The sequence below is a fragment of the Mesorhizobium sp. P3_A10 genome (assembly GCF_056403175.1).
Window position 1 is genome coordinate 246648 of sequence record NZ_JBFUFZ010000003.1, and the last position, 26235, is coordinate 272882.

A 26235-nucleotide genomic window follows, 5' to 3' on the forward strand; every position below is an offset into this window, starting at 1 on the left:
GGACTATTTCCTAAGGATTATTTCTTCACCGCAGCCGCGACTTCCGCCGCGAAATCGGTCTCTTCCTTCTCGATGCCCTCGCCGAGCGCGAAGCGCAGATAGGCGGTAATCTTGGCGGGAGCGCCGATGTCCTTCTCGGCATCCTTCAGCGCCTTCTCGACGGTGATGTCGGGATTGAGCACGAAAGCCTGCTTCAAGAGCACAACCTCTTCGTAGAACTTGCGCATACGGCCCTCGACCATCTTCTCGATGATCGCTTCCGGCTTGCCGGACTGGCGCGCCTGGTCGGAGAAGATCGCCTTCTCGCGCTCGATGGCTGCCGGATCGATCTGCTCTGCGGTCAGCGCCAGCGGGTTGGTGGCGGCGACGTGCATGGCGACCTGGCGCCCAAAGGCGTTCGCTGCCTGTGCGTTGCCAGTGGTTTCGATCGCGACCAGAACGCCGAGCTTGCCAAGACCGTCGGCAACAGCGTTGTGGACGTAGGTAGCGACTGCGCCGTGCGGAACGGTCAGCTTGGCCGAGCGGCGGAAGCCCATGTTCTCGCCAATGGTACCGACGGCATCCTTGATGGTGTCGGCAACCGACTTGTCGGAACCCGGATACTTCGCGGCAGCGACAGCCTCCGTCGCGCCATATGCGAGCGCCACCTTGGCGACGTTGGCGACGATTTCCTGGAAAGCCGCGTTGCGGGCAACGAAGTCGGTCTCGGAATTGACCTCGACGACAGCGGCTTCACGCACGCCGTTGTCGACGCCGATCAGGCCTTCGGCAGCGGTGCGGCCAGCCTTCTTGTCGGCCTTGGAAATGCCCTTCTTGCGCAGCCAGTCGACGGCCTCTTCCATGTTGCCGTTGGTCTCGGTCAACGCCGCCTTGCAGTCCATCATGCCCGCGCCGGTCAAGTCGCGGAGTTCTTTGACCTGTGCAGCCGAAATGCTCATTGTCGCCTCTTTGTTTAAATGCACCGACGCACCACCGGTATTCGGTGATGCGTCCGTTTAGCGTGCCAAAATATTAGAAAGATGAAGGCCGGAACCGGCCTTCGATTATCAAGCTTCGGGGGCTTCCGACGCCGGGGCCGGATCGAGCGCCGGCTCGACCGGAGCTTCGACCGAGGCGCCGATGTCCACACCGAGCGCGCCCTGCTGACGGGCGATGCCGTCCAGCGCCGCCTTGGCGATCAGGTCGCAATAGAGCTGGATGGCGCGAGCCGCGTCGTCATTGCCCGGGATCGGGAAGTCGATCTTGTCCGGATCGCAGTTGGAATCGATGATGGCGACGACCGGAATGCCGAGGCGCTTGGCCTCGAGGATGGCAATCGCTTCCTTGTTGGTATCGATGACGAACATCAGGTCGGGCGTCGAGCCCATGTCCTTGATGCCGCCGAGCGCCTTGTTGAGCTTCTCGCGCTCGCGATCGAGGTTGAGGCGCTCCTTCTTGGTGAGGCCCTGGGCCTCGCCGGCCAGCATCTCATCGAGCTTGCGCAGGCGTGAGATCGAATTCGAGATTGTCTTCCAGTTGGTCATCATGCCGCCGAGCCAGCGGGAGTTGACATAATACTGGGCCGAACGCTGTGCGGCATCGGCAACGATGTCGGACGCCTGGCGCTTGGTGCCGACGAACAGCACGCGGCCGCCCTTGGCGACGGTGTCGGAAACCTGCTTCAGCGCCTGGTGCAGCAAAGGCACCGTCTGCGAGAGGTCGATGATGTGGATGTTGTTACGGGCGCCGTAGATGTAAGGCGCCATCTTCGGGTTCCAGCGGTGGGTCTGGTGGCCGAAGTGAATGCCAGCTTCCAAAAGCTGGCGCATGCTGAAATCAGGCAGTGCCATTCTCGAGTATCCTTTCCGGTTAGCCTCCACGGACACAGGCATTTTTGGACTTTGTCCTCGAACGCCACCGGAGGTTTCAGCCGGATTTCTCCCGGGCAGACACCAAAGTCCGTGTGTGGAATGAGCGCGCATATAGAGGGGATGCGCGATAAAGGCAAGCGCTGTGGCGCCTCAGCATTCAGCGTGCGGCGATCAGTGCACCAGTGCCGATCATGGCGCCGCCGGCAAACCTGTTCATCAACCGCATGCGCCGCGGCGTCCTGAACCAGCCCGAGGCTCTGCCTGCAAGGGCCGCATAGGCGCCCATGGTGACAATGTTGACGCTGATCACCACCGCGACCACGAGCAGCCCATCGGTGAAGGTCATGGTGTGGAGATCGAGAATCAGCGGCATGATGGAGGCGTGGAACAGGATCGCCTTGGGGTTGCCCAGGGCGATGGAGGCGCCGAGGAAAAACGATCGCGACAGCCTTGCCTGTTCTGCCGGCGATCCATCCGATTGCGCAGCGGCCGACCGCCACATCCTGATACCGAGAAAAACCAGATAGGCGGCACCTGCATATTTCAGGGCGAGAAACACCCATTCGAAGGTCTGCGCCAGCGCCACCAGGCCCAGCAGGGCCAAGGTGACCAGCACCGCGTCGCCGGCGGCGACGCCGAGGCCGGCCATGAAAGCTCTGACAAAGCCGCGCGAGACGCCGTTGGTGATGACGGCAAACATCGCCGGGCCGGGCGTGGCGGCGGCGAGCGTGATCGCGACGCAATAGGCCACAAAAGCCGTCAATGTCATGATCGTATCTTTCCTTTCGGCACCCGCACGCGGCGGAAGATCGCGACAATCTCCTCGCGGCTGCATTGAACCGCGCCGAGGCGTACCGCACGGTCGCGTTCAAAGCCGGTTATGTCATAGTGCGGCGCCGATGTCTTCGGCGGACCCTGATAGGACGACCGCTTGATGCCAAGCTGCGCCGCGAAACGATGCAGTTCGTCGGTGTCGTCGGCCATCAGATGGCACCAGCGATGCCCGACCCATTTCCAGATCGCCGCGTCGACATAGACCGCCATGACGGCTTGGCGGCGCTATTTCGCCGGACAGGGCTTCGACTGATCGAACAGCGACAGGTTGACCAGCTTGCCGGTCATCGAGAAGTCGCCATAGTCCATGACGAGGTCGCGCGTGATGCCGTTCTCGTGCAGCTTGAAGCTGATCCGGTATTCCGGCACCTCTTCGCCTGACTTGTCGGTTTCGTCGAAATAGGCGATGTCGACCGGCCAGTATTTGTCGGTGGCGAGCTTGGCCAGCGCCGGCGCTTCAGGATCCGCCTTGTCGGCATCCGTCTTCTTGCCGACGACGACGGTGGTGGTCATCACCTTGTTGGCGTCTTCCGAGCCGTCGAACAGGTTGGTTTCGTAGAAGCTTTCGCCCTTTTCGGCCTTGCCGATCAATTCGACCAGATGCTGGGTCGGAAACTGGGTGGCCGCCAGTTCAAGGCTGCTCTTCTCAGGCTTGTCGATATCGACCTTGAGCCCCTTGGTCTCTTTCGTGGCGATGCCCTTGACCTCCTTGTCGAGGTTCTGGTCGACGAAGGACTTTGTCACGAACGAGAAGGTCTTGCCTTCGGCGTCCTCGAACGTGGTCGTCTGCTGGTCGGTCAGCCTTGTGTTGTCACTGGTGGCGATCTGGGTGACGAAGCGGAATTTCACCGTATAGCCTTCGCAAGGCGAGCCGTTGAACTCATAGACCATGCGGCCGGAAATGCCAGTAATGCCGGAGCGATCGGATGCCTTGTCGAGGGTCAGATCATAGACGGCGCGATGCGCCTGCAGCGCCGGCACGGCGAAGGCGGGAGCCATCGAGAAAAGCGCCGGCAGCAGAACGGCATGGAATGCGAGGCGCGTTGCGCGCATGAGGTGCTCCGATCATCGCGGCTGATGGCAGGCCGCAGGGAAAGATGGTCCAGCTTAAAAAAAGTCGTGGCGGAAGCGAGGCAAAAATAGCAATTTCGGCCCGGCCAGCGCGGCGTCATCAAGCAATAGGGAAATACCATGAGTGAAACAATCGAAAAGCGGCTAAGCGATCTCGGCGTGACGCTTCCGGTCGCCGCCGCGCCCGCCGCCAACTATGTGCCCTATTGCCGGACCGGCAATCTGCTGTTCACCGCCGGACAGTTGCCGCTGAAGGACGGCAAGCTGCAGGCGAGCGGCCTGCTCGGCCGCGACGTCGACACGGCGGGCGGCAAGGAAGCGGCAAAATACTGCGCAATCAATATATTGGCGCAAGCCAAGGCGGCCCTTGGCGATCTCGAAAAAATCCGCCGCCTGGTGAAGATCACCGTCTTCGTCGCCTCGGCGACCGATTTCGTCGAGCAGCATCTGGTTGCCAACGGCGCCTCCGATTTTCTCGTCGCCGCACTCGGCGATCGCGGCAAGCATGCCCGCTCCGCCGTCGGTACCGCCTCGCTGCCGCTTAATGCCGCAGTGGAAATCGAAGCGATCTTCGAAGTCGAATGAGCCTGACATGACCGACCTTTCCTGGCTCACCGCCCGCCCCGTCGCCCATCGCGGCTTTCACGACATGAACAAGACGCGCTGGGAGAACACGCTTTCGGCCTTTGCCGCGGCCGCCGAACGCGGCTACGCGATCGAGTGCGACGTGCACCTGTCGTCGGACGGCATTCCGGTCATCATCCACGATGGCGATCTGCAGCGGCTGACCGGCAAGGACGGCTTCGTCTGGCAGCGCACGGCAGCGGAGATGACGGCGCTCAAGGTCGGCGGCACATCAGATCATTTGCCGACGCTGCAGGAGGCGCTCGATCTGGTCGACGGCCGGGTGCCGATGGTGGTCGAGCTTAAGGGGGTTCCCGGACACGACGAAGGCCTGGTGGCAAGCGTCGGCAAGCTGCTCAAGCGCTACAAGGGCAAGGCGGCGATCATGTCGTTCGACCATTGGCTGATCCGCGATTTTCCCAAATACGCGCCTGGCATCCCCGGCGGACTGACCGCCTATGGCAAGGACGTCAAGCTGATCGAGGCGCATTTCGCCATGCTGGCGAACGAGATTGCCTTCACCTCCTATGCGGCGGGCGACTTGCCGAACCAGTTCGTCTCCTTCGTGCGCGAAAAGCTCAAGATGCCGGTGATCACCTGGACCGTGCACGACCAGCCGGCGGTGGACCTGACCTTCAAATATGCCGACCAGATGACGTTCGAGGGCTTCGAGCCCGATCACGTCAAAGTTGCCTGAAGCCGGGCTTGTACGGACCCGCGCGGAGCTTAAATAAGCCTCATGGATCAAGGTGATGAAGGCGACGGGCAAGCGGTGGATGCAGAGTATTCGATCCGCGTCGCCGCGGGCATCGGCGCCTTTACCTGCGACGAATGGAATGGTTTTGGCGGGACCACCCGCGGTGACACAGAAAACGGCTACAACCCTCTCGTTTCATTCGCTTTTCTGAGTGCGCTTGAAGATTCCGGCTGCGCCGTGCGGCGCACCGGCTGGCAAGGCCATCACCTCAGGCTGGAGACGGCGCACGGCAAGCTGCTCGGCGCGGTGCCCTGCTATCTGAAATCGCACAGCCAGGGCGAATATGTGTTCGACCATGGCTGGTCGGATGCATTCGAGCGCGCCGGCGGGCGCTATTATCCAAAGCTGCAATGCGCCGTGCCGTTCACGCCGGTTACCGGCCCGCGCCTGCTGGTCAGCACGGGCGAGGACAGCCGCACCGTCAAAGCCGGCCTGGCGACCGGCCTGAAGGCGGTGACGGAAAAGCTCGGCGTGTCTTCCGCCCATGTCACCTTCGCGCCGGAGGGCGATGTCGAAGCCCTGGAGGGGGCAGGATTCCTGCACCGTACCGACCAGCAGTTCCACTTCTTCAACGAAGGCTTTTCGACCTATGACGACTTTCTCGCCACGCTGGCTTCGCGCAAGCGCAAGGCGATGAAGAAAGAGCGGCGCGAGGCGCTGGCCGACGGCATCTCGATCGACTGGCTGACCGGCAAGGACCTGACCGAAAAGGCCTGGGACGATTTCTTTGCCTTCTACATGGACACCGGCAGCCGCAAATGGGGGCGGCCCTATCTCACCCGCGAATTCTTCTCGCTGATCGGCGAACGCATGGCTGAAGACATCCTGCTGGTGATGGCCAAACGCAACGGACGCTACATTGCCGGCGCCATCAACTTCATCGGCTCGGACGCGCTCTATGGGCGCAACTGGGGCTGCATCGAGGACCACCCCTTCCTGCATTTCGAGGTCTGCTACCATCAGGCGATCGACTTCGCCATCGAGCGCAAGCTGAAAGTGGTCGAGGCCGGTGCGCAGGGCGAGCACAAGCTGGCGCGCGGCTATCGGCCGGTGACAATGCACTCGGCGCACTATTTGGCGCATCCCGGCTTGCGCAAGGCCGTCGCCGACTATCTCAAGCGTGAACGGCGCGAAGTCGAGCGGATGAGCGAATATCTGGAAGAGCACACCCCGTTCCGCAAGGATCTGGCGGACTAGGCGGGTTCCGCGAGACTGTACCATTGCTTGCGACAAGTCGCCGGGCGCGACAAACCAGAGGTATTGCTGGCGAAGCCTGCCTGCGCCCGCTGTTTACCGGGTCGGCGGAATCCGCTAAGCAACGCCGAGGGCATGGGTGCGAAAACACCCTGGGGTTGGCATGCAGGGTTTGGCATCCGTGGGGCAATGGCTCGGCGTGGCGGGGTTTGTGGCCGCGCTGCCGTTGGTCGTTTGGCTGGAAGGCAAGCCTGGGACCTGGCCTCTTGGCTTTTCCACATTCCTCCTTCTCTTTGGCTTCCTGCACCTGCTGTTTTCAGGAACGACCGTCGCGCTCTGGATGACGCTGGTGCTGGCAGCGATCATAGGCATCGCCTCCAAACTGAAATATCGCCATCTCGGCTTCAATCTCCTGGCTGGCGACTTCTATCACCTCGCCGCAAGCAGCTTGCGCAGCGTCTTTGTCGACCATGCCCGAATGGCGGTGCCTGCTCTCTTCGGCGCGGCCGCAATCGTGACGCTCGCCATTGCCGTCGACATGACGCTGGTCGAGCCGGCGACGCCGCTGACGTCGCGTCTTGCCGAGTTCGCCGTGGCGGCCCTGATCTATTTGGCAGTGTTCCGGATCAGCGGTGGAGTGGCTCGCTTCCGCTTCGATCTGCTCACCAGAGACCGCGCCCATCTTTCCGCTTTCGCGGCATCATGGCTCGGCGCGGGACCATCGCGACGGCCAAACTTCGTCGATATCGCTGCCGATGCCTTGCCGCTTCTGCCGCCGGAACCAGCTAGGCGGGCGGCTGATGAGATCCGCCCGCACATCTTCATGATCCTGCATGAATCGACATTTGATCCAAGACACCATGGCCTGCCGATCAACCGGGCATTCGAGCATTTCTTTTCGCCTCCGCACGGTCTGTCGGGGGCTTTGCATGTCGACGTCTTTGGCGGCAGCACGCTGCAGACCGAATTTTCGGTGCTAACCGGCCTGTCCTCGCTTTCCTTTGGCAGTGACAGCCGTTTCGTCTTCCACCTGCTGGACGGACGCCTGCGTCACGCTCTGCCTTCGGTGCTTTCAGGCATCGGATACCACGTCTCCCATGTGAGCTGCGACCGGCCCAACTTCGTCAATTGCGATCGTTTCTACAAATCAATCGGGTTTGAAGAGGTCTGCTACGCCGCGACCTTGCCGCCTCCCTTCGATAGGGAGCGCTGGCGGCGCGAACGTCATGACGAGCAGCTCTACAGCCATGCGCTTGGCCGGATTGCTAGCCGCGTGGCGGGCGGAGCGCCTTGTTTCCTCTCGATAATGACATTGATGAACCATGGCGATCATCGCCGCCGCATCTTTCCCGCCGACCGCCAAGCCGAAATCCGGCGCGAAGCCATCGCCACAACCGGCGACGCAAGATATGGCGAGTATGCCGTGCGGCTGGCTGAAAGCGTCGAAGCCTATGCAGCGTTTCGCAAGCAACTCGAAACCGTGTTGAATGGCCAGCCGGCCATCATCGTGCGTTATGGCGATCACCAGCCGTCATTCACGGCGACTCTCACCGGCCTGTTGCCTCCCGACCCGGCCTTGCACAAGACGTTCTATGCGATCGAGGCCATCAACAGCGCATTGCCCGACGATCTTTGCGCCCCAGCCGTGCTCGACGCGGCATTCCTGTCGACATTGACCGTGGCCGCCGCGCGACTCCCCCTCGACCCGGTATTCGCAACCAGGACGGCCTTGTTGACGGACTGCGCCGCTCCTTATTTCGCAAACGAGTCGCTGCGCAAGAGACGGTTCCATCGCGCGCTGGTTGAAGCCGGCATGGTCGATCTCGCCTGAGCGTCTTGCCGCCCGCCAGCGGCTTCGCTAAACGGGACGGCGAGACAAATCCGGAGCATCGCCATGGCCGAAAGCGTCTACGATCCCAACAACATCTTCGCGAAAATCCTGCGCGGCGAAATTCCTTCGCACCGCATCTACGAAGATGATGCGGTTGTGGCCTTCATGGACGTGATGCCGCAGGGGCCGGGCCATACGCTGGTGGTGCCGAAGGCGCCGTCGCGCAACCTGCTGGATGCCGATCCGGCAACGCTCGGCCCGCTCTTTGTCATCGTGCGGAAGGTGGCGCTGGCGGTCAAAAAGGCTTTTGGCGCCGACGGCGTCACCATCCTGCAGTTCAACGAGCCGGCTTCGGGACAGACCGTCTACCATCTGCACGTCCACGTCATTCCACGCTTCGAGGGCATCCCGTTGAAGCCGCATACCGGCGAGATGGAGAAGCCGGAGGTGCTGGCCGCAAATGCCGAAAAGATCCGCGCGAGGCTGGATGATTGAAGGCTGATCGCGCCACGGCGCGCTCCGGCAGCAATCGCTTCCCGCCGAGGACAGACTCGGTCTTGCCGGACACCGGCTTGAGCTTGGCGCACGACAGGCGTGAATTCGAACTATCTGCTTAGGGAAATATCAAACCCTCTGGTTGTAGGATGCCAGGAGGCGACGGGCTTTTGGGTCTTCGAAATCATGGACAGTTCGGTTGCGGTCTCGAGACCCCTGGCGAGGGCAGCTTATGGACGCGCTTTTCTGCGCGCTCTGACGGATGCTTACAAGCGGCACCGGCTGCTGCACGCGATGGCCATCGCCGCCCTGCTTCTGGCAACCGCGGTCGGTATGCAGACCGGAAACATGCCGGATTTCGGCGCCCTGAAGGAATACGCGTACTATCTTGTCATCGCTTTCTGGATGTGCGGCTGTGTCTTCGCCGTCGGCAGCTTCTTTCACCTTGCGGTGGTCAAGCGTGATCGTGAGCCACTCGGCACCTTTCTGCGTTCAATGGGCAGCTTCTTCGGCGACGCCGAGCGCACAGCCAACAGCCTGAATGGCCTGGCTGCGGCCATTGTCTTCATATCCGCCGTCGGCGTGCTCAAGGGGGCGATTGCGATCCTTTCGCCTTTCGCGTGGGACCAGACGCTGGCTCACGCCGATCGAGTACTCCACTTCGGTCGCGCGCCCGATGAATGGCTTTGGTTTATCGTCCAGTCGCCAATCGCGGTGAGGATGCTCAACATCGCGTATAATTTCTGGTTTGTCGTGCTCATTGCCACCGTCTTCACCGCCTGCATCACGCGCGAAGACACACGGCTGCGGCATCAATTCCTGATGAGCTTCATGCTGGCATGGATTTTGGGTGGCTTCCTGCTGGCGATGGGCCTGTCATCGGCAGGGCCGTGCTATTATGAGCGGCTGGGGTTGGGAACCGACTTTCATCCGCTTATGCAAGCGCTGGCTGCCGCCGATCGCGTCTATCCGATCTGGGCGCTCAGCACGCAAGACCTTTTGTGGAGCGGCTACACCGGCGCGACCAAGGGCAGTATCGGCATATCCGCCTTTCCATCCATGCACGTGGCGATGGCAGTGCTTTTTGCTCTCTACGCTACGCGCCGTTCCCGACTGGCCGGTATTGTGATGTGGGCGTTCGCCGGCATCATCATGATCAGCTCGGTCGTCCTTGGCTGGCACTATGCCCTGGACGGTTACGCGGGCGCCTTGGTGTCACTAGCGATCTGGAAGGCGTGCGGATACTTCCTGACCCGCTTCGCGCCGGATGGGTGCGCTGCCTAGTTGAGGGCGACCGTTCCCATCCAAGAACCGCAAACCCCATAAAAAAAGGCCCCGGTTCCGGGGCCTTTTTCGACTGGCGAACTGATCAATTCTTGCGCGGCAGTTGCGGCACCAGGCTGCGCTTGCCGCCATCCTTGCCCTTGGGCTCCGGCTTCTGCGCGATCAGCTTCTTTACCGCCGGCTTTTTCGCCACGGTCTTGGCTGGCTTCGGCGCGTCTTCCGGCTCTTCCTTCTTCGGCTTGACCGGCGCTTCGTCGGCGAGCGATTCGAGCTTCAGGCCGGTTTCGCCGGTCTCCTTCTTCTCGACGGTGACGCGCACCGTGCCGCCCTTCTTCAGCTTGCCGAACAGAACCTCGTCGGCGAGCGGCTTCTTGATGTGCTCCTGGATGACACGGCCAAGCGGCCGCGCGCCCATGCGTTCGTCATAGCCCTTGTCGGCCAGCCAGGCGATCGCGTCCGGCGACAGATCGAAGGTGACGCCACGCTCGGAAAGCTGGGCCTCGAGCTGCATGACGAACTTCTGCACCACCTGATGGATCACCGGCACCGGCAGCGAGCCGAACGGGATGATCGCATCGAGACGGTTGCGGAACTCCGGCGTGAACAGCCGGTTGATTGCCTCGACATCGTCGCCTTCGCGCTTGGTCGAACCGAAACCGATCGCCGCGCGCTGCGCATCGGATGCGCCCGCATTGGTGGTCATGATCAGGATGACATTGCGGAAGTCGATCTGCTTGCCGTTGTGATCGGTCAGCTTGCCGTGATCCATGACCTGCAACAGGATGTTGAACAGGTCCGGATGTGCCTTCTCGACTTCGTCCAGCAACAGCACGCAGTGCGGATGCTGGTCGACGCCGTCGGTCAACAGGCCGCCCTGGTCGAAGCCGACATAGCCGGGAGGCGCGCCGATCAGCCGCGAGACGGTGTGGCGTTCCATGTATTCCGACATGTCGAAGCGGATCAGCTCGACGCCGAGCGAGGCGGCAAGCTGCTTGGCCACTTCGGTCTTGCCGACGCCGGTTGGCCCCGAGAACAAATAGGAGCCGATCGGCTTTTCCGGTTCACGCAGGCCGGCACGTGCCAGCTTGATCGCCGAGGTCAGCGCACTGATGGCGGTATCCTGGCCGTAGACGACGCGCTTGAGCTCGATATCGAGGCCCTGCAGCACCTTCTCGTCGTCGGCCGAAACCGTCTTCGGCGGGATGCGGGCCATGGTGGCGATCGTCGCTTCGATCTCCTTGATGCCGATGGTCTTCTTGCGCTTGGCCTCCGGCACCAGCATCTGCGAGGCGCCGGTCTCGTCGATCACGTCGATCGCCTTGTCCGGCAGCTTGCGGTCGTTGATGTAGCGCGCCGACAGCTCCACCGAGGCCTTGATCGCCTCGTTGGTGAACTTCACCTTGTGGAATTCCTCATAATAGGGCTTGAGGCCCTTCATGATCTCGATGGCGTCCTCGATGGTCGGCTCGTTGACGTCGATCTTCTGGAAACGCCGCACCAAAGCGCGGTCTTTTTCGAAGAACTGGCGGAATTCCTTGTAGGTGGTCGAACCGATGCAGCGGATGGCGCCTGACGACAGTGCCGGCTTCAACAGGTTCGACGCGTCCATGGCGCCGCCCGATGTCGCCCCTGCCCCGATCACGGTGTGGATCTCGTCGATGAACAGTACCGCGCCCGGATAATCCTCGAGCTCCTTGACGACCTGCTTCAGCCGCTCTTCGAAATCGCCGCGGTAGCGTGTGCCAGCCAAAAGCGTGCCCATGTCGAGCGCGAAGATGGTGGCGTTGTGCAACACCTCGGGAACGTCGCCCTCGACGATGCGCTTGGCGAGGCCTTCGGCGATCGCCGTCTTGCCGACGCCAGGATCACCGACATAGAGCGGGTTGTTCTTGGAGCGGCGGCACAGCACCTGGATGGTGCGGTTGATCTCGGACTCGCGGCCGATCAGCGGATCGATCTTGCCGGCTTTGGCCTTGTTGTTGAGGTTGACGCAATAGGCGGTCAGCGCGTCCTGCTGCTGCTTCTTCTTGCCGCCTTCCTCTTGCGGCTCGGAGCCGTTCTGGCCGTTGCCCTGCTCATCGTCGGCGCCGCGCGGCGAGCGCGTTTCCGACGCGCCGGGGCGCTTGGCGATGCCATGCGAGATGTAGTTGACCGCGTCGTAGCGGGTCATCTGCTGTTCCTGCAGGAAATAGGCGGCATGGCTCTCGCGCTCGGCGAAGATGGCAACGAGCACGTTGGCGCCGGACACCTCCTCGCGGCCGGACGACTGCACGTGGATCACGGCGCGCTGGATGACGCGCTGGAAACCGGCCGTCGGCTTGGAGTCCTCGTCATAGCCGGTGACGAGGTTGTCGAGTTCGGTATCGATATAGGTGAGAACCGTGTGCTTCAGTTCGTCGAGATCGACATTGCAAGCGCGCATGACGGCGGCCGCCTCGGTGTCGTCGATGAGCGCGAGCAGCAGATGTTCTAAGGTTGCGTATTCATGGTGCCGCTCATTGGCGAGCGTCAGCGCCTGGTGGAGCGCCTTTTCCAGGCCTTGGGAGAAAGCCGGCATGTTACCTCACTTCTTCTCCATCACGCATTGCAGCGGATGCTGATTCTGTCGGGCGAAATCCATGACCTGGGACACTTTGGTCTCGGCCACCTCGAATGTATAGACCCCGCACTCGCCCACCCCATGATTGTGAACATGAAGCATGATGCGTGTGGCGGCTTCGCGGTCCTTCTGGAAAAAACGCTCCAGCACGTGAACCACGAACTCCATGGGCGTGTAGTCGTCGTTGAGGATGAGGACCCGATAAAGGCTGGGCTTTTTGGTCTTGGTTTTGGTGCGCGTGATGACGGCCGTACCGCGACCGGCCTCATTGCCGTCGCCGTCGCCATTTTGCATCCGCACCACTCGTCTCGTGGCAGTCAAACCTGAAGTCACGTATTCCTGCCTCTTTCGAATCCCCATGCGAGTTCGACATGTAGGTGTTCGATGGACGATTTTAAGCCCTTTAGGTTAGCTGACAATATGGCTAGGTGGCCAAACTTGGCTGATTTTCAAAATCGTGACGGTCCAGAGCCCGCAATTTGAACCCGGCATGAAAAAACCCGGCCGCGTGTTCGCGACCGGGTCTGATTCACAGGCCCGAAAGGCCGTTTTCGCACTGTCCGGCGAAATTTACTTCGCCTTGGCGACGATCGATTCGAACGGCTTGTAGGCTTCCTTGGCGAGTTCGGCGTAGAGATCGCCAAACTTGGTGGCCTCGGCGACGAAGCTCTCGTAGGACTGCTTGGCGTAGTCGGACTGGATTTCGATCGCCTTTTCGAACGACTTGGCCGAAATGATCTTCTCGACCGCGGCGCTGCCGGCTTCGAAACTCTTCTTGGTGTATTCGCCTGCTTCGGCGGCAATCGCCTGGGCGCCCTTCGAGAGCGAGGCGAAGCTCTTCAATCCGGTGTCGGCAAAGTCTTTGCCGTATTTGCTGAAGTCCTCATAGGTCTGGGTCATTTCACGCTTCCCTTGAGTTGAGGCGCCCTTGCCTGAGCGCTTTTGTGCAATGCACGTCAACATATTGTGCGTTGCACAAAAAGTCAACATTTCCCTGGCTGCGGGACCTCGGCTGCGCCGGCAATGGCTAAAATTCAAATAAAGAGAGGTTCAAGCCCGAAGAAAATGGTGAACGCGGCGGTTACCATAAACGGATTGGTAACGCTGGCCACGGTAGTTTGGCAGGAAGTGAGGCAGGACCCTTTGCCGCCTCCAACGCAACGAAAATTCAAGGGAAGTATCAGTGCGTAAGGCGTTGTCGGGCTTCGTTTCCAAATCCGCATTCTCTCTCAAAACGATCATCATCGCCGCTTTGGCGATGTCATTCGTTGTCGCGGATGTCGCATCGTCGATGGCAGCCAAGTCGGCGGTCATCGTCATCGACGCGAAAACCGGCAAAGTGCTTTATTCGTCCGACGCCAACGGCCGGCGCTACCCCGCCTCACTCACCAAGATGATGACGCTTTACCTCACCTTCGAGGCGCTGGCGAAGGGCAGGATCAGCAAGAACACGCCGGTGCCGTTTTCGGCCAATGCCGCCGCGGAGCCGCCGACCAAGCTCGGCGTCAAAGCGGGTGGCTCGGTCAGCGTCGAGACGGCGATCCTGTCGATGGTGACCAAGTCGGCCAATGATTCAGCGACAGCGCTGGGCGAAATGCTCGGCGGCAACGAAGCCAGCTTCGCCAGGATGATGACTGCCAAGGCGCGGCAGCTTGGCATGAACGGGACCGTTTTCCGCAACGCCAACGGCCTGCCCGACCCCGGCCAGTTCACCACCGCCCATGACATGGCGATGCTCGGCATCGCGCTGCGCGAGCATTTTCCGCAGTATTACGGCTATTTCTCGCAGCGTTCCTTCCTCTACGGACGCCAGCGCATCAACGGCCATAACCGGCTGCTCGGCCGCATCAAGGGCGTCGACGGCATCAAGACCGGCTACACCCGCGCCTCCGGCTTCAACCTCGTCTCGTCGGTTTCCGATGGCAACCGCCGTCTCGTTGCCGTCGTCATGGGCGGCACTTCGGGCCGCAGCCGCGACAACCAGATGGCCGGGCTGATCAACGCCTACATGCCGAGGACATCGACCCGCGGCGGTGGCACGCTGATTGCCAAGGCGGGCGGCGACAATCCGATCAAGGCGCTGGCCAAGGTCTTCCTGCCCAAGCACGACGCGCCGACGCCCGACGACAAGCCGGTGGTTGAAGACGATGCCGTGGCGTCCAACGACGATCCGACCCCAACGGTTGCCGAGGCTACGGTTGCCGACGACGCGACGGTTGCCGAGGACGACAGCGACGCTGCGGTCGAGGAGACCACGCCTGTCATCAAGACCAGGAAGGTCAAGACCGTCATCGTGAAGGCGCCCCAGGTTGAAACGGCGCAAGTGGTGGCGGCCTATGCCGAGCCCACTCCGGCGGTCGACCCGGTCAACACCGCGTCCGTGCCGTCCGGCTGGGCGGTGCAGGTGGCGTCTTCGCCCAAACAGTCCGAAGCGCAGGCCTTCCTCGACAAGACGGCCAAGCAGGCGCCGAAGATCCTGGCGTCCGCCTCGGGTTTCACCGTCGCTTTCGACAAGGACGGCGAGACCTATTACCGCGCTCGCTTCGGCGGTTTCCGTTCGAAGGACGCCGCCTGGAATGCCTGCACCGCTTTGAAGAAGAAGAAAATCGCCTGCTACGCCGTCCAGCAATAGGGCGGCGTGGAAGATATCTCCCGGAAAAATTTTTGCGTCGAAGGAGACTAGTTGTGATTGGAGAGCAAGACGTCCTTGGCTTCGTTGATTCGCGCCGCCAGGAAAGACGTGCCACCGATATCGGGGTGCAGGCGCTGCATCAGGCGGCGGTGCGCCTTGCGGACATCCGCCGCGGCGGCCCCCGCTTCAAGACCAAGGACCTTGTAGGCCTCCTCCTTAGTCATGGCGCCCGAACCTGGCGCAACACCCAGCCCTTCGCCACCGTTCGTCTCAGCGTCTTTGCGCCAGATGGGAAATCTGCCGTCAAGATACGTCTCTAGCAGCTGACGGCTCTCCGGGTCACCGGGGAGCTCGCGGTAGAGCTGCTGCAGTTCGGCCAGACCCATCGCGCCGAGCATCTTGCCCTCATGGCGGCCGGCCAGCACAAGGCCCTCCAGACCGCCAGTATCGTGATCAAGCTCCATTTCCAGCGCCGCGGTGCGCACCGTCGAGCGCTTGCCCGGCGCCAGCTTTGCCGTCTGCCGTTTCATCCGCACCGAACCATACCAGGCAAAGGCCGCGGCCAGGATGACACCGGCGATGGCTTCGCGGCCGACCACAAGCACGGCGACACCGACCAGCGCCAGAAGAACCGGCCCAAGCGTGCGCATGCCGCTTGCCAGCTTTTGCGGGTCGGCGCGCAGGAAGATTGTCACCGCCCCCAGAAGCACCAACAGCAATGCAACAAGTGAGATAATTGCGCCCATCAATTCCTGCCGCCCCTGAGATGCTCGATCATCAGCCGGTCTTCCGGCCTGCCCCTGGCTTCGAGCGCCTTCAGCCCGCCGGTCGCGAACACCGCAACCGCCGAAAGCAGTCCCGCCAGGGTCGCGGCAGCCCGCCGATCAAATCGGAACCAAGCCCCTTTGGACAGCCGCGCGATCTCCTTGAACGCCTTTTCTGCGCCGGAATCATGACCCTCCTGAAAGACGAAGACGGGAACGCCATGCAGGCCGAGACCGCCGGCCTTTTCGGCGAGGTCGTCGATATTCTCCTCCATCGCGTCGCCGATATAGACCAACGCGTTGACCTTGTCCGTGGCCGTCTGTTTCAGCGCATGCGCCAGCACCTTGCCGATCTGGGTATGGCCGCTGCGGCATTCGATCCGCGTCATCAGCTGCTTCAAGGCATTGGTGTCGGTCACAAAAGCCGACGAACGGCACTCGCCCAGACCGCGAAAATAGACCAGCTGGACGCTGAGGCTTCCAGCCTTGCCGACGGCGTCGAACATCTGACCCTGCAGTTCACAAGCGAGATCCCAGGTCGGCTGGCGGCTCATCGTCGCGTCGAGGGAAAGGATCAACCGGCCCGAACCCGTCGCGGATGCGGCCAGCATCCGTGCCTGACGAAGAAAGGCGTCGATCTCGCCGGCGTTGGATTGAGGCTTGACCGGCGCAGGGTTGGCCCTTGCGGGCACGGGCTGCTTCTTGTCGCTCATACAGCCAAGATGTGGCGTTGCCGCGCCGCTTGCAAGCCCTGCTTACGGCAACCTTGCGGGCCAGAGCCGGTGTTACGTGGGATCAGAGCAGGCCGAGATCGGCAAGCTCGCGCCGCAGTTTTGGCGGCATCTCGATCAGCCCGGCCTTGCCCTTGCCAAGATCGAGCGGCGCATCGGTGGGTTTGAGATAACGCCAGCCCTGGAAGGCGCGGCGCGGCTGCCAGTCGGTACGCACGACCTCCGGGTCGAGCATCAGATGGCAGCGGCCGATGCCTTCGTCGTCGGTAAAGGGACGGATTTCGGTGATCAACTGACGGCACTGGACGTTGCCCTTGATCACCCAGTAGAGCGAGCCGCCGTCGGTAACCTCGGCGCCGCGTGTCGGCACCATGCGGGTCGTGTGCCAGTGTTCGACCGGCTCGCCGGCGCGGCGCCGCTCGTCGAGGCGGAAGGCAATCCACTCTTCGAGATCCTCGACGCTGTCGCAGCCGACGCAGAGTTTTAGGAGATTGAGAGACATGGCCTAAGGTTTAGTCCGACGCACGGAGGCGTCAACGGCCCTGCCTGACTTCTCCACAGTGCCAGCGACGTTGAGCGTTCAACATTCGACGACATTGACAGCCAGCCCACCAAGGCTGGTTTCCTTGTACTTCTCGTTCATGTCGAGGCCGGTCTGGCGCATGGTCTCGATCGCCGCGTCGAGTGGCACGAAATGGACGCCGTCGCCCTTGATGGCCAGCGAGGCGGCGGTCACCGCCTTGACGGCCCCAAGCGCGTTGCGCTCGATGCACGGCACCTGCACCAGCCCGCCGACCGGATCGCAGGTCATGCCAAGGTGATGCTCGAGCGCGATCTCGGCGGCGTTCTCGACCTGCTCAGGGGTGCCACCCATGACGGCGCACAGTCCCGCGGCCGCCATCGCCGAGGCCGAACCGACCTCGCCCTGGCAACCGACCTCAGCGCCGGAGATCGAGGCATTGGTCTTGATGATGCCGCCGACGGCCGCCGCGGTCAGCAGGAAATCGCGGATGCTGGGCTGGTCGGCCTCGGGGTGGAAATGCAGCCAGTAGCGCAGCACGGCCGGCAGTGTGCCGGCCGCACCATTGGTCGGCGCGGTGACGACGCGGCCGCCGGCGGCGTTCTCTTCATTGACCGCCATGGCGTAGATCGACAGCCAGTCATTGGCGAGCAACGGATTGGGTTTGTTCTGCTGCCACTGCTCCTGCAGCTTGTCGTGTAGCATGCGGGCGCGGCGACGCACTTTCAGGCCGCCCGGCATGATGCCGTCCTGCGACAGGCCGCGGTCGATACAGCCCTTCATGGCGCTCCAGATGCCGTCGAGCCCGGCGTCGAGCGCCTCGCGCGACATCTGCGTCTCCTCGTTGACGCGCTTCATCTCGGCAATGGAAAGCCCGCTCTTTGCCGCCATCTTCAACATCTCGACGGCGTTCTTGAAGGGATAAGGCACTTTCTTGCCCTCGGTCGTCACCGAGCCTTTCACCTTCATCCGCTGCAGTTCTTCTTCGGAAACGACGAAACCGCCGCCGATCGAATAATAGATGCGCTTGAGCAGCAGGCGGTCGCTGGCGTCGTAGGCGTAAAATGCCATGCCGTTGGCGTGGCCGGTGAGCGGCGTTTTCCTGTCGAGCACCAGATCCGTTGCCGGATCGAAGCGATAGGATGGATGCCCTGTCGGCGAAATTCGCTTCTCGGCGGCGATGCGGGTGGCGATGCCGTCGGCCTGGTCGGGGTCGACCGTTTGCGGCGTCAGGCCGGCCAGACCGAGCACGACGGCGCGGTCCGAGCCATGGCCGATCCCGGTGTAGGCGAGCGAGCCGTGCAGGCTGGCGCCGATGCGATCGACCTTGACGCCGGCCGGTCGTGGCCAGTCGTCGCCCAGGATCTCATCGAGAAACCGGGCCGCCGCCGTCATCGGACCCATCGTGTGCGAACTCGACGGTCCGATGCCGATCTTGAACAGGTCGAAAACCGAAAGGAACACGCTGCGCTGTCTCCGGGAGTGGGATCAAGGACTCCATATAGGAATTCCCAAGATGTTTCCGCTCTTTTGCAGAGCGCGGCGCAGCACCAGCCGACCTTGTTTGCTTCGGCAGCGACATTGATTGCTAGACCAGGACGACGTGGCTATCCTGCGCCGTGCGTGCCCGCCTGCAGTTGCGGCGGGCCTTGCCTCTCATTCGCCGGGGAGAAAGCCATGCTTACGTTGAATGCCAAGCCTGGACCGGTGAGCATCGTGCCCGCCCAGACAGCGATCGTCGTGGTAGACATGCAGAACGCCTTTGCCACGGCAGGAGGCATGTTCGATCTGGCGGGCTTCGACATATCCGGTGCCGCGCCAGCCATTGCCGCCAACCAGCGCCTTCTTAAGGCTGCTCGCGGCGCCGGCTTGACCGTGATCTATCTGCAGATGTCATACAAACCCGACCTCAGTGATGCGGGAGATCCCTCGTCCCCGAATTATCACAAGGAACTGGGTATGGTCCTGATGCGCGAGCGTCCCGAGCTTCGCGGCAAGCTGTTGATCGACGACAGCTGGGACTGGCAGATCGTCGATGCGCTGAAGCCTGAGCCGGGCGATCAAGTCATTCGCAAATCGCGCTACAGCGGCTTTAGCAACACCGGCCTGGAAGCCTGTTTGCGGGCCAGGAAGATTCGCCATCTCCTTTTCACTGGGGTTGCCACCAATGTCTGCGTCGACGCAACCGCTCGCGACGCCTATTTCCTGGAGTTCTGGCCGATACTGGTCGAAGACGCGATGAACCATTCAGGCCCGGACTTCAACCGCCAGTCGACGCTGTGGAACTTCGAACATGCGTTCGGATGGGTTACGAAGACTGACATGGTGGTCGACGCTTTGCGCATCGAAGCTGCCGCACCTTTGCCGACCTAGGCCGATCGATATCCGTCGATCCGCAGCCAGGGTGTCACGGCAAGCTGATCTGCTTGTGGTAAAAGCAACGCATGGCCGATTCCTTCCACCTTTCGGCCGCCGATCTGGCGGCGCTGGCTTTCTTTCTTGTCGTGTGGGTGCTGCATACACTCGCCTCCGACGGAAAGCTGGTCAGCCGCGTATCGCTGACGACAGCGATGAACGCACAGCGCGAGACCTGGATGCGGACCATGGCCGAGCGCGAGATCCGTATCGTCGACACCGCCATCATGAGCGGCCTGCAGCAAGGCACCGCCTTCTTCGCCTCCAGCTCGCTGATCGCGCTTGGCGGCTGTTTTGCGCTGCTTGGCGCCTCCGACCAGGTTCTGTCGGTGCTGAGCGACCTGCCGCTCGGCGCGACGTCATCGCGCGCGGCCTTTCAGATGAAAGTCTTCGGGCTGGTGCTGATCCTGGCCTTTTCGTTCTTCAAGTTCGGCTGGGCGTATCGCCTATTCAACTACTGCTCGATCCTGATCGGAGCGGTGCCTATCCCGCATGGCGAAGCGGCGCGAAATCCGGTGACGCAAACGGCGGTGTGGCGCGCGGCGCGCATGAACATGCTGGCCGGCAAGCACTTCAATTCCGGCCTGCGCGGCGTGTTCTTCTCGATCGCCTATCTCGGCTGGTTCGTCGACCCGATGGTGTTCGTGCTGTCGACGCTGCTGCTGCTGGCGGTGCTGGTGCGCCGTCAATTCTTCTCGGCGGCGCGGCAAGCGGTGATCGGTCAGCCGCCAGGCCCTGGAAAAGGCTGATCGATGCGGCCCGACAGCCAATAGGCGAAGAGGCCGATCCACTCACGGATGGCCATGGTGGTGACCTCCAGCGAATCGGCGGGATTGTCGCGGAACAGGCCGACGCCTTCCTTGCCCGAGGTGCGATAGTCGACCGGCCAGGGAACTGTCGCAAAGCCTGATTTGTCGAACAGCGCCTTGGCGCGTGGCATGTGGAAGGCCGAGGTGACCAGCAGCCATGTCTCGCCGGGCTTCGGCGTCACCAGTCCCTTGGTGAAAACAGCATTCTCGTAGGTGTTGCGGGATTTGTTCTCGAGGATCAGGCGATCGGCTGTCACGCCAAGCGCGGTCAGCAGGCGCGGGGCAGTGGTGGCATCGCCCTCGCCTTCGAGGAACAGTTCGCCGGTGCCGCCCGAGACAACCACCTTCGCCTCGGGAAAGCGCCGCGCCAGCACGGCCGTCTCGACCATGCGGTCGCCGCCGGAGTTCAATTCATAGCCGCCGCGCACCAGATTGATCGCACCCTCAAAACCGCCGCCGAGCACGACGATGCCGTCGACCTTTTGCGGCAGCGGCGGGCGGGCAAAACGCTCCTCCAGCGGATTGAGCATCATGGCGCCAAGCGAGGTCCAGGCCGAAAGCGCCAGGATCAGGAAGGCGAGCACGCCGCCTGTCGCCGCGAGCCGCCGCCGGCCAATCAGTGCGGCAAGGAGGCCAGCCAGCAGCAGGAAAATCGACAGGTTGAGCGGCTGGACGAAGAACCAGAAGATCTTGGAGAGATAGAAGAACATTACCTGCCTATCGCCAGCATGAATTTTTGACGGCCGATGAAGTCCTCGACTGCATTCGCCACGTCCTCCGCCTCGGTACGGCTCAACTCCCGGCCGAAAACAATGGTGCCGTTCGCGTTGGTCAATCTGATGACTTCCGCCAGCCCCGCTTCGTCAGTCGGATAGGTATGGTCGAGGATTTCGACCGCAAGGTGCCCTTTCAAAGGCAATGACGAACGATTTTGCAAAGAACCCCTGATGTCGCGCACGGCTACGGCGTTGGTTAGCCGCAGGGTTTCCTTGCCGAAGACCAGCCAGATGAAATCCTTGCCGAGGAAATAGGTGAAGAGGGCAATCACCGCGACGAACGACAGCAGGCCGACAGTGCCGCTGCTGACCGTCGCGGGCGACGTGTCTCTCAGTCCCATGTAGCCGGTATAGGCAACGATCGCGGCCCCAATCAGGACAAAGCCTGTCCTGAAATCCGAAGTGCGCGGCGGGTTTGTGATCAGCAGTTCGTTTCCCGTCTCGACGATGGAAATGCGAGACGGGGGCGGCATGCTACCACCACTTCTCCGGCTGGAAGGTTCCCGCCACCTGCTCGATGACGGCAGCGGTCTGGAACAGCGTCTCCTCGTCGAAGGGCCGGCCGATCAGCTGCAGGCCGAGCGGCAGGCCCTTGGCGTCGAGCCCGGCGGGCACAGCGATGCCCGGCAGGCCGGCCATGTTCACGGTCACCGTGAAAATGTCGTTGAGGTACATTTTCACCGGATCGGCGGCCATGTCCTCATCGGCGATGCCGAATGCGGCCGAGGGCGTTGCCGGGGTCAGGATGACATCGACGCCGGCGGCAAAGACGTTTTCAAAATCGCGCTTGATCAGGTTGCGCACCTTCTGCGCCTGCAGATAGTAGGCGTCGTAATAGCCGGCCGACAGCACATAGGTGCCGATCATGATGCGGCGCTTGACCTCGCGGCCGAAACCGGCGGCGCGGGTCTTTTCATACATGTCAACAATGTCCTTGCCCGGCACACGCAGGCCATAGCGGACGCCGTCGTAGCGGGCGAGGTTGGACGAGGCTTCGGCAGGCGCGACGATGTAGTAGGCCGGCAGAGCGTATTTGGTGTGCGGCAGCGAAATGTCGACGATCTCGGCGCCGGCGTCCTTCAGCCAGGCAATGCCCTTCTGCCACAGCGCCTCGATCTCTTCCGGCATGCCATCGACGCGGTATTCCCTGGGAATGCCGACCTTCATGCCCTTCATCGGTTTGCCGATCGCTGCCTCATAGTCCGGTACCGGCCGGTCGACCGAAGTGGTGTCCTTGGGATCGACCGAAGCCATCGACTTCAACAGGATCGCGGCATCACGCACATCGCGAGCGATCGGCCCGGCCTGGTCGAGCGAGGAAGCGAAAGCGACGATGCCCCAGCGCGAGCAGCGGCCATAGGTCGGCTTGATGCCGACCGTGCCGGTGAAGGCGGCTGGCTGGCGGATCGAGCCGCCGGTATCGGTTGCCGTGGCGCCGGCGCAGAGGAATGCCGAGACGGCCGAAGCCGAGCCGCCCGACGAGCCGCCGGGTACCAGTTGGGCGTTGTCGAGCGTGCGGGAGGTCCTGGTGCCGCCGGCGGAAACAAAGCCGCCGTCGCCTTGATGCGTGGTCGGCATCACCACCGTGTCGAGGCGTGAACGCCGCCACGGGTTGACGACCGGGCCGTAATAGGAGGTTTCGTTGGACGAGCCCATGGCGAACTCGTCCATGTTGAGCTTGCCCAGCATGACTGCGCCATCGGCCCACAGATTGGCGGTCACGGTCGATTCGTAGCGCGGCTTGAAGCCGTCCAGCACATGGCTGCAGGCCTGGGTATGGACGCCCTCGGTGCCGAACAGATCCTTGATGCCGAGCGGGATGCCTTCGAGCGAACCGCCCTCTCCCTTCGCCAGTCTGGCGTCGGAGGCCTGGGCCATGTCGCGCGCCTTGTCGCCGGTGACAACGATATACGCATTGAGCGACGGGTTGGCGCGCTCGATCGCCGAGAGATAAGCCTCGGTGATCTCGGCGGCGGTGATCTCCTTGGCGCGCAGCTTGGCGCGCGCCTGCGAAATCGTCAGCTGGGTCAGGTCGCTCATCAAAGGCTCTTTTCGTAAAATACCGACCATTCGGAATCGGGATAATCCAGCACCGGGCCGCAGCGCGAAAACCCGGCACGTTCGTAGACGGTCCACGCCGCCGGATGGCGGTCGCCGGTTTCCAGCACCAAACGCTTCAGCCCTTCGTCGCGGGCCAGCGCTTCGACCCGCTCGACGATCCTGGCGCCGACCTTGCGGCCGCGATGCGAAGGCCGCGTGTACATGCGCTTGACCTCGCCGACGGTGGCGTCGTGGCGCTTCAGCGCGCCGCAGCCTATGGCCAGGCCATCGTCGCGGGCTATGAAGACGGTGGTGTCCTCGCCAGCCATCTGTTCGACGGTCAGGTGATAGCAGTGCTCGGGCGGCGTCAGTTCGAGCAGCGTGGCGTTGAGCTCCTCGACCAGCCCGCGCACATCGTCCTGCAGCGGCGTCTCAATGGCGATCTCGATTGCCATTGGCCGCTTACTCCACGACCTTTGGTACCAGGAAGAAATTCTCTTCGGTGGCCGGCGCATTGGCGACGATATCGGCCGCCTTGCTGCCATCGGTGACGACGTCCTGACGCTTCTTCATCTCCATCGGCGTCACCGAGGTCATCGGCTCGACGCCGGAAACATCGACCTCGTTCAACTGCTCGACGAAGCCGAGGATGGCGTTCAGCTCGCCGGTCATGCGCTCGGCATCCTCCTCGCTCACCGCAATGCGGGCGAGACGCGCAACGCGCTTCACTGTCTGAAGATCAACGGACATATTTGTCGCCTTTGGGAAAACCAGCTCGCGCTATAGCGGCGCGGCGCGTGCCGCGCAACTGCATCGTGCCGGGGTTCAGCTCGCGATGCCCACTCGGTTCTTCGGCATGCGCAGCGGGATGGGTAACTCAAACAGGCGCTTTTCGGCCGAACACATGCCACAGGCCGCCTCGTCTTCCAGCGCGGCGAAGGCCTTCAACGCCGCGCGCGAGCAGCCGGGCGCAAGCGGTTTGTAGGCAAGATAGGGATCCCATTTCTCGGAAAGGCTATATTTCGCCTTCTGCATCGGCAGATAGGCCAGCGGCGCACATTTCCAGATGCCGCCGTCGTAAAGCTGTTTGCAGTGGCGAGCCGGACAGACCTCCCAGCTGGCGCGAACGTCGCCATCGTCAAAGGGCAGCATGGTGTCGCCAAAGCCTTCATAGCGCCGGGTCCAGTTCTTGCTCGACGGGTTGATTATGGCGGCTACGCCATGGTCTCGCCGCCATGTCTCCAGCAAGGCGAAGATCGGTTTCAGTCTCTCGCTGTATTCCGGCGAATCATGATGGATGGAGATGACCAGATGCGCCCGGGGATCGGCGGCGAGGATGGCCGGCAATGTCGGATGGCGGTGCAGAAAGAAACCGTTGCTGATGATTTCGATGCGCGCCCGCGGCCAGTGGCGCCGCACCAGGCCAACAAAACGCGGTAGTTCCGGATGGATCGTCGGCTCGCCGCCCAGCAGCTTGAACAGCCCCACCGATACGCGTTTGCTCCAAAAACCCATCCAGCGATCGGCCTCTTCCAGGGAGACCGTGCCGGCATGGGCATGGTTGGAATAATGCGAGCAGCTCTCGCATGTCAGGTTGCAACCATGCGCAACGTGCAGTTCCAGCGTCCGGAAGACGGGTCGCTCCAGACCGAGAAGCGACAGAGCGCGTTTCAGGATGGCCATCGGGTCACGCTGTCACCCCGTCACGCACGCTATCGTCCTCTCCCAGAACACTCATCCTATGGCAAAGCCACACCGTCGCAGAGAAAATAGCTGCCGCCATTGCCGGTCTGCTCGCCTTCGTCGTCGACCGGGCGAACAGAAACCAGGTCGATCTGGGTCGCGTTCATTTGGGTAACCGACAAAACATCGGGAAAGACATTGTCCGGCTCCTGGCAGATGGCGGTCACCGCCCAGCTCGGGGCACTTTTCGCCTTGGCAATCTGGAGGAACTCGCAATTGTATTCGACGCTTTCCAGGCCTCTGGCCGACAGCACGACGTTGCCGGCATCGATCACCGTCTGCAAAGTATCCTTCCTGGCCTGCGCGCAAAGCTCCTTGGATTGCAGATAGACGCCCTCGATGAAGTCCTCCGCAGCGAGAGCGGGAGAGGCAGCAACCAACATCGAGATGCAAAGAGATTGTCTCAAGGCCATGGTTTTATTCCATTTTTCCGAGAAGCTGGTGTCTCTACAAAGTGATGGTCTGGCCTATTTTCGGCAAGGCGACCTCGACACCTGATCCTTCCAACCCGGCCACGAATTTTTCGGCCGTCTGGTCGATCATCGGGAACGTGCCGAAGTGGCAAGGTACCACCGTATCGAAGCGGAAGAAACGCCGGCAGGCAAGGGCTGCCACGGCACCGCCCATGGTGAAGCGGTCGCCTATCGGGACGATGCCGATCTTCGGCTCGTGCAGTTCGTTGATCAGCGCCATGTCGGAGAAAATGTCGGTGTCGCCCATGTGGTAGAGCGTCTTGTCCTCGGGGAAATGCAGGACAAGCCCGCCCGGATTGCCGAGATAGACGTTCTGGCCACCTTCGATGCCAAACGACGAGGAATGCAGCGCCTGGACGAAGGTCGTGGTGAAGGCGCCGCAATCGACGGTGCCGCCGATGTTGCCGGGATTGATCTTGTTGCCGCCGACGCCCTTGCCGACCAGGTACATGCAGATCTCGTAATTGGCGACCAATTGGGCGCCGCTCTTCTTCAGCACCTCCACCGCGCCGCTGACGTGATCGTTGTGGCCGTGGGTCAACAGCACATGCGTGACGCCTTCCGCCGGACCTTCCCAGCCGCCTGTCCATGACGGATTGCCGACCAGATAGGGGTCGATAAGGATGGTCGCGCCTTCGGTCTCGACGCGAAAGGCCGAATGTCCGTACCAGGTCAATTTCATCAATGCATTCCTCGATTTTTGTCGTGCCAGAGGATAGAACGCCGACGGCCGTGAGATCAAAGGGTTACTGTGTCCGTTGCGCGTTTGACAAAACACGTGGTGGTGAAGGGC

30 protein-coding genes are annotated in these 26235 nt (G+C 62.1%); 9 read left to right on the forward strand and 21 right to left on the reverse strand.

What is annotated here, in order from left to right; genetic code table 11:
- Positions 1-17 precede the first annotated feature (17 nt).
- From tsf to AC1DXU_RS14060, 5 genes are all read right to left on the reverse strand, one after another.
- Positions 18-938 (reverse strand): translation elongation factor Ts, encoded by a 921-nt coding sequence (tsf, locus tag AC1DXU_RS14040; protein ID WP_477369312.1) that lies wholly within the window; start codon positions 936-938, stop codon positions 18-20.
- Positions 939-1046: 108 nt separating this feature from the next.
- Positions 1047-1829 carry a 30S ribosomal protein S2 gene (gene rpsB, locus AC1DXU_RS14045; protein ID WP_477315018.1) on the reverse strand — a complete coding sequence of 261 codons (783 nt, stop codon included), beginning with the start codon at positions 1827-1829 and terminating at the stop codon, positions 1047-1049.
- 178 nt (positions 1830-2007) lie between these two features.
- Positions 2008-2619 (reverse strand): LysE family translocator, encoded by a 612-nt coding sequence (locus AC1DXU_RS14050; protein ID WP_477369314.1) that lies wholly within the window; start codon positions 2617-2619, stop codon positions 2008-2010.
- Positions 2616-2894, reverse strand: a complete 279-nt coding sequence (locus AC1DXU_RS14055) for a DUF4031 domain-containing protein (protein WP_477369316.1) — start codon at positions 2892-2894, stop codon at positions 2616-2618. The genes AC1DXU_RS14050 and AC1DXU_RS14055 overlap by 4 nt, the downstream gene beginning before the upstream one ends.
- 15 nt (positions 2895-2909) lie before the next feature.
- Positions 2910-3737, reverse strand: a complete 828-nt coding sequence (locus tag AC1DXU_RS14060) for a cell envelope integrity EipB family protein (protein WP_477369318.1) — start codon at positions 3735-3737, stop codon at positions 2910-2912.
- Between the two features lie 138 nt (positions 3738-3875).
- Between AC1DXU_RS14060 and AC1DXU_RS14065 the strand changes: the two genes are divergently transcribed.
- The 6 genes from AC1DXU_RS14065 to AC1DXU_RS14090 all read left to right on the forward strand — a co-directional run bounded on the left by AC1DXU_RS14065 (position 3876) and on the right by AC1DXU_RS14090 (position 9940).
- Positions 3876-4340 (forward strand): RidA family protein, encoded by a 465-nt coding sequence (locus AC1DXU_RS14065; RefSeq protein ID WP_477269637.1) that lies wholly within the window; start codon positions 3876-3878, stop codon positions 4338-4340.
- Between the two features lie 7 nt (positions 4341-4347).
- Positions 4348-5076 (forward strand): glycerophosphodiester phosphodiesterase, encoded by a 729-nt coding sequence (locus AC1DXU_RS14070; protein WP_477369320.1) that lies wholly within the window; start codon positions 4348-4350, stop codon positions 5074-5076.
- Positions 5077-5118: 42 nt separating this feature from the next.
- Positions 5119-6333: a GNAT family N-acetyltransferase gene (locus tag AC1DXU_RS14075; protein ID WP_477369322.1), complete on the forward strand. Its 1215-nt coding sequence runs from the start codon at positions 5119-5121 to the stop codon at positions 6331-6333.
- A 160-nt stretch (positions 6334-6493) separates the two neighbouring features.
- Positions 6494-8161, forward strand: coding sequence for a sulfatase-like hydrolase/transferase (locus AC1DXU_RS14080; RefSeq protein WP_477369324.1), 1668 nt, complete (start codon positions 6494-6496; stop codon positions 8159-8161).
- Between the two features lie 63 nt (positions 8162-8224).
- Positions 8225-8656, forward strand: coding sequence for an HIT family protein (locus AC1DXU_RS14085; protein WP_477369326.1), 432 nt, complete (start codon positions 8225-8227; stop codon positions 8654-8656).
- Between the two features lie 186 nt (positions 8657-8842).
- A complete protein-coding gene (locus AC1DXU_RS14090) occupies positions 8843-9940 on the forward strand; it encodes a phosphatase PAP2 family protein (protein ID WP_477369328.1) in 1098 nt (365 codons plus the stop codon).
- Positions 9941-10025: 85 nt separating this feature from the next.
- On the opposite strand, the gene clpA is transcribed toward AC1DXU_RS14090, so the two are convergent.
- The 4 genes from clpA to AC1DXU_RS14110 form a co-directional block, all read right to left on the reverse strand.
- The gene (gene clpA, locus AC1DXU_RS14095; RefSeq protein ID WP_477315037.1) at positions 10026-12497 is read right to left on the reverse strand and encodes an ATP-dependent Clp protease ATP-binding subunit ClpA; all 2472 of its coding nucleotides are present in this window, start codon (positions 12495-12497) and stop codon (positions 10026-10028) included.
- A gap of 6 nt (positions 12498-12503) precedes the next feature.
- A complete protein-coding gene (clpS, locus tag AC1DXU_RS14100; protein ID WP_167364898.1) occupies positions 12504-12833 on the reverse strand; it encodes an ATP-dependent Clp protease adapter ClpS in 330 nt (109 codons plus the stop codon).
- 276 nt (positions 12834-13109) lie between these two features.
- Entirely contained in the window at positions 13110-13439 is a 330-nt protein-coding gene (locus AC1DXU_RS14105) for a phasin family protein (RefSeq protein WP_477315039.1), read from the reverse strand.
- A 150-nt stretch (positions 13440-13589) separates the two neighbouring features.
- Complete coding sequence (locus tag AC1DXU_RS14110) at positions 13590-13841, reverse strand: hypothetical protein (protein WP_477370398.1); 252 nt, start codon at positions 13839-13841, stop codon at positions 13590-13592.
- On the opposite strand from AC1DXU_RS14110, the gene AC1DXU_RS14115 reads away from it, so the two are divergent.
- Positions 13723-15171: a D-alanyl-D-alanine carboxypeptidase gene (locus AC1DXU_RS14115; protein WP_477369330.1), complete on the forward strand. Its 1449-nt coding sequence runs from the start codon at positions 13723-13725 to the stop codon at positions 15169-15171. The genes AC1DXU_RS14110 and AC1DXU_RS14115 overlap by 119 nt on opposite strands.
- 47 nt (positions 15172-15218) lie before the next feature.
- Here AC1DXU_RS14115 and AC1DXU_RS14120 read toward each other — a convergent pair whose 3' ends face one another.
- The 4 genes from AC1DXU_RS14120 to AC1DXU_RS14135 form a co-directional block, all read right to left on the reverse strand.
- Positions 15219-15917, reverse strand: a complete 699-nt coding sequence (locus AC1DXU_RS14120; protein ID WP_477315043.1) for a DnaJ domain-containing protein — start codon at positions 15915-15917, stop codon at positions 15219-15221.
- Positions 15917-16648, reverse strand: coding sequence for a vWA domain-containing protein (locus AC1DXU_RS14125; RefSeq protein WP_477369332.1), 732 nt, complete (start codon positions 16646-16648; stop codon positions 15917-15919). The genes AC1DXU_RS14120 and AC1DXU_RS14125 overlap by 1 nt, the downstream gene beginning before the upstream one ends.
- A gap of 82 nt (positions 16649-16730) precedes the next feature.
- A complete protein-coding gene (locus AC1DXU_RS14130; RefSeq protein ID WP_477315047.1) occupies positions 16731-17168 on the reverse strand; it encodes a DUF1489 family protein in 438 nt (145 codons plus the stop codon).
- Between the two features lie 78 nt (positions 17169-17246).
- The gene (locus AC1DXU_RS14135; RefSeq protein ID WP_477315049.1) at positions 17247-18650 is read right to left on the reverse strand and encodes an L-serine ammonia-lyase; all 1404 of its coding nucleotides are present in this window, start codon (positions 18648-18650) and stop codon (positions 17247-17249) included.
- Positions 18651-18863: 213 nt separating this feature from the next.
- Here AC1DXU_RS14135 and AC1DXU_RS14140 point away from each other — a divergent pair, with 213 nt between their 5' ends.
- Together AC1DXU_RS14140 and AC1DXU_RS14145 are read left to right on the forward strand one after the other, a co-directional pair.
- Positions 18864-19559 carry a cysteine hydrolase family protein gene (locus AC1DXU_RS14140; RefSeq protein WP_477370354.1) on the forward strand — a complete coding sequence of 232 codons (696 nt, stop codon included), beginning with the start codon at positions 18864-18866 and terminating at the stop codon, positions 19557-19559.
- Between the two features lie 71 nt (positions 19560-19630).
- Positions 19631-20350, forward strand: coding sequence for a DUF599 domain-containing protein (locus AC1DXU_RS14145; protein ID WP_477315051.1), 720 nt, complete (start codon positions 19631-19633; stop codon positions 20348-20350).
- Here the strand turns inward: AC1DXU_RS14145 and AC1DXU_RS14150 are convergent.
- The 8 genes from AC1DXU_RS14150 to AC1DXU_RS14185 form a co-directional block, all read right to left on the reverse strand.
- Positions 20323-21120 carry a YdcF family protein gene (locus AC1DXU_RS14150; RefSeq protein WP_477369334.1) on the reverse strand — a complete coding sequence of 266 codons (798 nt, stop codon included), beginning with the start codon at positions 21118-21120 and terminating at the stop codon, positions 20323-20325. The genes AC1DXU_RS14145 and AC1DXU_RS14150 overlap by 28 nt on opposite strands.
- Positions 21120-21659: a hypothetical protein gene (locus tag AC1DXU_RS14155; protein WP_477369336.1), complete on the reverse strand. Its 540-nt coding sequence runs from the start codon at positions 21657-21659 to the stop codon at positions 21120-21122. The genes AC1DXU_RS14150 and AC1DXU_RS14155 overlap by 1 nt, the downstream gene beginning before the upstream one ends.
- A 1-nt stretch (position 21660) precedes the next feature.
- Positions 21661-23226 (reverse strand): amidase, encoded by a 1566-nt coding sequence (locus tag AC1DXU_RS14160; protein WP_477369338.1) that lies wholly within the window; start codon positions 23224-23226, stop codon positions 21661-21663.
- A complete protein-coding gene (locus tag AC1DXU_RS14165) occupies positions 23226-23681 on the reverse strand; it encodes a GNAT family N-acetyltransferase (protein ID WP_477369340.1) in 456 nt (151 codons plus the stop codon). Before AC1DXU_RS14165 ends, AC1DXU_RS14160 begins: the two co-directional genes overlap by 1 nt.
- 7 nt (positions 23682-23688) lie before the next feature.
- Positions 23689-23976 carry an Asp-tRNA(Asn)/Glu-tRNA(Gln) amidotransferase subunit GatC gene (gene gatC, locus AC1DXU_RS14170; RefSeq protein ID WP_095793007.1) on the reverse strand — a complete coding sequence of 96 codons (288 nt, stop codon included), beginning with the start codon at positions 23974-23976 and terminating at the stop codon, positions 23689-23691.
- A 75-nt stretch (positions 23977-24051) separates the two neighbouring features.
- Entirely contained in the window at positions 24052-24909 is an 858-nt protein-coding gene (locus AC1DXU_RS14175; RefSeq protein WP_477369342.1) for a radical SAM protein, read from the reverse strand.
- A 56-nt stretch (positions 24910-24965) separates the two neighbouring features.
- The gene (locus tag AC1DXU_RS14180; RefSeq protein ID WP_477369344.1) at positions 24966-25382 is read right to left on the reverse strand and encodes a hypothetical protein; all 417 of its coding nucleotides are present in this window, start codon (positions 25380-25382) and stop codon (positions 24966-24968) included.
- Positions 25383-25416: 34 nt separating this feature from the next.
- Positions 25417-26124 (reverse strand): metal-dependent hydrolase, encoded by a 708-nt coding sequence (locus AC1DXU_RS14185; RefSeq protein WP_477369346.1) that lies wholly within the window; start codon positions 26122-26124, stop codon positions 25417-25419.
- Positions 26125-26235 lie beyond the last annotated feature (111 nt).

Coding starts and splice junctions, on each gene's coding strand:
- AC1DXU_RS14165 (WP_477369340.1), bottom strand. CDS start 23,681: ATGGCAATCGAGATCGCCATTGAGACGCCGCTGCAGGACGATGTGCGC.
- AC1DXU_RS14120 (WP_477315043.1), bottom strand. CDS start 15,917: ATGGGCGCAATTATCTCACTTGTTGCATTGCTGTTGGTGCTTCTGGGG.
- AC1DXU_RS14145 (WP_477315051.1), top strand. CDS start 19,631: ATGGCCGATTCCTTCCACCTTTCGGCCGCCGATCTGGCGGCGCTGGCT.
- AC1DXU_RS14160 (WP_477369338.1), bottom strand. CDS start 23,226: ATGAGCGACCTGACCCAGCTGACGATTTCGCAGGCGCGCGCCAAGCTG.
- AC1DXU_RS14175 (WP_477369342.1), bottom strand. CDS start 24,909: ATGGCCATCCTGAAACGCGCTCTGTCGCTTCTCGGTCTGGAGCGACCC.
- clpS (WP_167364898.1), bottom strand. CDS start 12,833: ATGCAAAATGGCGACGGCGACGGCAATGAGGCCGGTCGCGGTACGGCC.
- AC1DXU_RS14150 (WP_477369334.1), bottom strand. CDS start 21,120: ATGTTCTTCTATCTCTCCAAGATCTTCTGGTTCTTCGTCCAGCCGCTC.
- AC1DXU_RS14075 (WP_477369322.1), top strand. CDS start 5,119: ATGGATCAAGGTGATGAAGGCGACGGGCAAGCGGTGGATGCAGAGTAT.
- AC1DXU_RS14185 (WP_477369346.1), bottom strand. CDS start 26,124: ATGAAATTGACCTGGTACGGACATTCGGCCTTTCGCGTCGAGACCGAA.
- AC1DXU_RS14105 (WP_477315039.1), bottom strand. CDS start 13,439: ATGACCCAGACCTATGAGGACTTCAGCAAATACGGCAAAGACTTTGCC.
- AC1DXU_RS14155 (WP_477369336.1), bottom strand. CDS start 21,659: ATGCCGCCCCCGTCTCGCATTTCCATCGTCGAGACGGGAAACGAACTG.
- tsf (WP_477369312.1), bottom strand. CDS start 938: ATGAGCATTTCGGCTGCACAGGTCAAAGAACTCCGCGACTTGACCGGC.
- AC1DXU_RS14080 (WP_477369324.1), top strand. CDS start 6,494: ATGCAGGGTTTGGCATCCGTGGGGCAATGGCTCGGCGTGGCGGGGTTT.
- AC1DXU_RS14130 (WP_477315047.1), bottom strand. CDS start 17,168: ATGTCTCTCAATCTCCTAAAACTCTGCGTCGGCTGCGACAGCGTCGAG.
- gatC (WP_095793007.1), bottom strand. CDS start 23,976: ATGTCCGTTGATCTTCAGACAGTGAAGCGCGTTGCGCGTCTCGCCCGC.
- AC1DXU_RS14065 (WP_477269637.1), top strand. CDS start 3,876: ATGAGTGAAACAATCGAAAAGCGGCTAAGCGATCTCGGCGTGACGCTT.
- AC1DXU_RS14055 (WP_477369316.1), bottom strand. CDS start 2,894: ATGGCGGTCTATGTCGACGCGGCGATCTGGAAATGGGTCGGGCATCGC.
- AC1DXU_RS14060 (WP_477369318.1), bottom strand. CDS start 3,737: ATGCGCGCAACGCGCCTCGCATTCCATGCCGTTCTGCTGCCGGCGCTT.
- AC1DXU_RS14140 (WP_477370354.1), top strand. CDS start 18,864: ATGCTTACGTTGAATGCCAAGCCTGGACCGGTGAGCATCGTGCCCGCC.
- AC1DXU_RS14090 (WP_477369328.1), top strand. CDS start 8,843: ATGGACAGTTCGGTTGCGGTCTCGAGACCCCTGGCGAGGGCAGCTTAT.
- rpsB (WP_477315018.1), bottom strand. CDS start 1,829: ATGGCACTGCCTGATTTCAGCATGCGCCAGCTTTTGGAAGCTGGCATT.
- AC1DXU_RS14070 (WP_477369320.1), top strand. CDS start 4,348: ATGACCGACCTTTCCTGGCTCACCGCCCGCCCCGTCGCCCATCGCGGC.
- AC1DXU_RS14085 (WP_477369326.1), top strand. CDS start 8,225: ATGGCCGAAAGCGTCTACGATCCCAACAACATCTTCGCGAAAATCCTG.
- AC1DXU_RS14125 (WP_477369332.1), bottom strand. CDS start 16,648: ATGAGCGACAAGAAGCAGCCCGTGCCCGCAAGGGCCAACCCTGCGCCG.
- AC1DXU_RS14050 (WP_477369314.1), bottom strand. CDS start 2,619: ATGACATTGACGGCTTTTGTGGCCTATTGCGTCGCGATCACGCTCGCC.
- clpA (WP_477315037.1), bottom strand. CDS start 12,497: ATGCCGGCTTTCTCCCAAGGCCTGGAAAAGGCGCTCCACCAGGCGCTG.
- AC1DXU_RS14180 (WP_477369344.1), bottom strand. CDS start 25,382: ATGGCCTTGAGACAATCTCTTTGCATCTCGATGTTGGTTGCTGCCTCT.